Here is a 2,881-nt window from a genome sequence, read left to right on the forward strand (position 1 = left end):
CTCGGTTTGGTGCCCAAGCAGATCTCGACTGGCAATCGCACCATCCTGGGTGGTCTCTCCAAGCGTGGGAACCGCTACTTGCGCACGCTGTTTGTCAGCGGCGCACAAGTTCTCCTGCAACACCCAGTTCTCCTGCAACACCCAGGCCACTGGCACGGGCACGGCTTGGGGCGCTGGTTGAACGCCGCCGGAGCCCGGCTGCACCGGAATGTGCTGGCGGCCGCCTTGGCCAACAAGCTCGCGCGCATCGCCTGGAGCGTGCTGTTCCGCGAGGGCGCTTACGATGCGGAGTTCACCACACGCGCAGCCTGAGCCCGCTCCGGCAGCTAACGTTCCAGCGATAGAGTTCCCGCCGAGGTTCGCGAGAAGGATGTGACAGGATGGATGAACGGTTGCCCGGCGCACCGCAAGCCTAATGAAAAAAATGGCCCTTCGAGGTCTCGCGCCTAAGTAGGCGCGGTGCGCGCGGATTCCCATGATGGCCCGGAGCTCAGGCTCCACCCAGAGGCCGGATAGATTGATGCGAACCGTCTCTCACTCATCTGACACAGCCCTCTTGCAACGCACGGCCGGTCCATAGATCTTTTTCAAAGCCACCCAGTCCCGCTTGGGCCAGACCGCGATCACCAGCTCATCGCGCTCCTTGGCCCGTGTGGCCGGGCGCTGCACGCTGAAGCCATGGGCCTTGAGCGGCCGCTCCAGGTAGCGCGGATGATAGCGCACCCCGAACTCCCGCGCGATCAGGGCGGCGATGCGCTCAAGCGTCCACCGTTCGGTGGCAAAGCCGGCCGCCACCGCACCCCGATCCAGCAGCCGGCCCAGCCGCGTCCAGGCCTTCTCATCGAGGCGGGGAGACGGCCCTGGGATGGCGCGCGCTTCCAGACCACGCGGCCCTCTTGGGCCAGGGTCGCAGCCCAGCGGCAGACACTGGCGCGACTGACCCCCACATGCCGGGCAATGTCTGCTTGAGAGAGCTGCCCTTGCCGCAACAGCGTCGCGGCGGTCAGACGCCGCTCCTCCATCTGCTCCGACGTCAGATGCGTCGGCCGCCAAACGTTGCCCTCCATCGCGCACCTCCTCACGATGACGGACACCGCCCCATGTTACACCTGTCGCGTGAGGATCAATAGAACGCTTTTCCAACGTCTCTGATCCAGCCATTTCGAATGAACTGACAGCGCCGGGTAGGTGGTCAATGAAGTAGGTCCGACAATGTCGCGGTCATTGCCGGGACCGTTTGTCATCATAGAACCGGACGATCACAGAATGCAGGCGTTCTCAATCCCGCCAGTCCACACTCCAAGGTCGGGGTGGAGAGTGTTCGCCGGCACCCGCCGGGAGTTGCTAACTTCACGGACCGAACTGTCCGGCCGGACTCTACCGGATTGATGCAAAAACCAGCGCTGCGGGTGCGAGCATAATGTTCGGGCCAAGCCAGCGTTGATTTTTAGAGCCATGCACGAAATTACCACTCTCAAGCATGGTCACCAGCAGATCTGTATTGGACAGCTCAAGAGCTACAGCCCTTCCGGCTGCTCCTGAGCCAATGATGGATACTTAGCATTCCGAGACGGAGGAGCGTTATCCTCTCTGTAGGTTTGTGAACCGTTTGATCGGCGTATCACTCCCGCGCTCACATACAGCATAGTCCCTGGGCCAGCGCGGCGTGCTGCTTAGAGCGTCACTGTTCGCATGAAATAAGGGCCGAAGGAATCGCTGCCACCCCATTGTCTACTCTCGACAGCAATACGATGGCCCTTATGCTGGACATTTCCAAGCATAATTCGACCCGTTGAGCACGACTAAGCATAGGCCCGAACGTAATCTATCCAGAGGTCATAGTATCCAGACGGAGGCACTACAACAGGCCAACCACCTCCTAAGGCGAGATTCAGCATCAAGTAGAAACTGCTGACCCTCTCGGCTTGATAAAGAGGTCTTCTGAGTTGCTCTATTCCGTCCTTGTAAAAAATCATCTCGGTTCGCGTCAGTTTACACCCGAACGTATGGAACTTATTTGTCACATCGCCCTGTGGAAAGAAAAGCTCTCCCGCAGCTTTCGATTCATCTAGCTTGCCATCAGGTAGACGAGGAGGCCAATCATGGACCGCAATCTGATATGCATCCTCGAACCCGTAATGCTCAATTATGTCCAGCTCGACCGCGCCAGTATTTGGTTTGACAGTCGATCCGGTGTCGAGGAGCCAGAATGCAGGCCAAGGCCCCTGTCCCAAGGGGCACATCATGCGAACCTCCACGTAACCCTCGCGAAACTCGAATGACGCAGATCCATCAGGGAATCCCGTCGAGAGGAAGCCAGACCACCACTTTCGATTCCATTTGAACGGATCAATCAGATCAGGATCGTGCTGGGCTCTAATCCTTAGAAAACCATCCCGTTGATAGAAAGGGTTTCTTCCTTCGTCCGCATCAGGAAACCAAGCCGCCCCAAACTCACTGATCTCAGGTTTGCCGCCCTGAAACCATTTCGCACCACGACTACGTCTGCTTGAAGTTGAAAGTGGATCAGTGAACTCATCTGACCAAACTAGCCGTTCCTATTCACCAGAGTTTGTTTCGGGGCCTATTTGGTAGCGCGGGCGTGCCGATCCGCTGCGTTTCTTTCACCGCGGCAAGGTCTGGAACGTGGGGAACGCGTTGGCAGGGACGGGATGGGATGACCGGGGCGATGGCAGCCCCGGCGCTCAGGGCGAGGCCGCCCGGGGCTGGGGTGCCAGAGCGCTCGCAAGACGGCGGACGAGATCCGCTTCCGGACAGCACGAGGCAAAGGCCAGTCGGATGCGGCTGGTGGTTTCCTGCACCCGCACGGCGATCTTGAGCAGGCGCAACCGCAGCGTTGCGAACTCCGCCCGGGCGAGAT

Annotated in this window: 5 protein-coding genes; 1 reads left to right on the top strand and 4 read right to left on the bottom strand. The window is 59.5% G+C overall.

What is annotated here, in order from left to right; translation table 11 throughout:
• Positions 1–312 (top strand): transposase (locus FS320_RS41120; RefSeq protein WP_152718332.1); only part of this gene is annotated, 312 nt, incomplete at its 5' end.
• 222 nt (positions 313–534) lie between these two features.
• On the opposite strand, the gene FS320_RS50515 is transcribed toward FS320_RS41120, so the two are convergent.
• The 4 genes from FS320_RS50515 to FS320_RS41135 form a co-directional block, all read right to left on the bottom strand.
• A complete protein-coding gene (locus FS320_RS50515; RefSeq protein ID WP_162003402.1) occupies positions 535–795 on the bottom strand; it encodes a winged helix-turn-helix domain-containing protein in 261 nt (86 codons plus the stop codon).
• Positions 741–1,067 (bottom strand): helix-turn-helix domain-containing protein, encoded by a 327-nt coding sequence (locus FS320_RS51255; protein WP_162003401.1) that lies wholly within the window; start codon positions 1,065–1,067, stop codon positions 741–743. Before FS320_RS51255 ends, FS320_RS50515 begins: the two co-directional genes overlap by 55 nt.
• A 735-nt stretch (positions 1,068–1,802) precedes the next feature.
• On the bottom strand, positions 1,803–2,462 hold the full coding sequence (locus FS320_RS41130) for a glycoside hydrolase family 16 protein (protein ID WP_342211974.1): 660 nt from the start codon (positions 2,460–2,462) through the stop codon (positions 1,803–1,805).
• Positions 2,463–2,705: 243 nt separating this feature from the next.
• The coding region (locus tag FS320_RS41135; RefSeq protein WP_192926244.1) for a transposase at positions 2,706–2,881 on the bottom strand (176 nt) is incomplete at its 5' end.

Source organism: Microvirga tunisiensis (genome assembly GCF_009296175.1).
Classification (GTDB): domain Bacteria; phylum Pseudomonadota; class Alphaproteobacteria; order Rhizobiales; family Beijerinckiaceae; genus Microvirga; species Microvirga tunisiensis.

Bases quoted from the DNA above. Each gene is read 5' to 3' on its own strand.
- FS320_RS51255 (WP_162003401.1), bottom strand. From the start codon at position 1,067: ATGGAGGGCAACGTTTGGCGGCCGACGCATCTGACGTCGGAGCAGATG.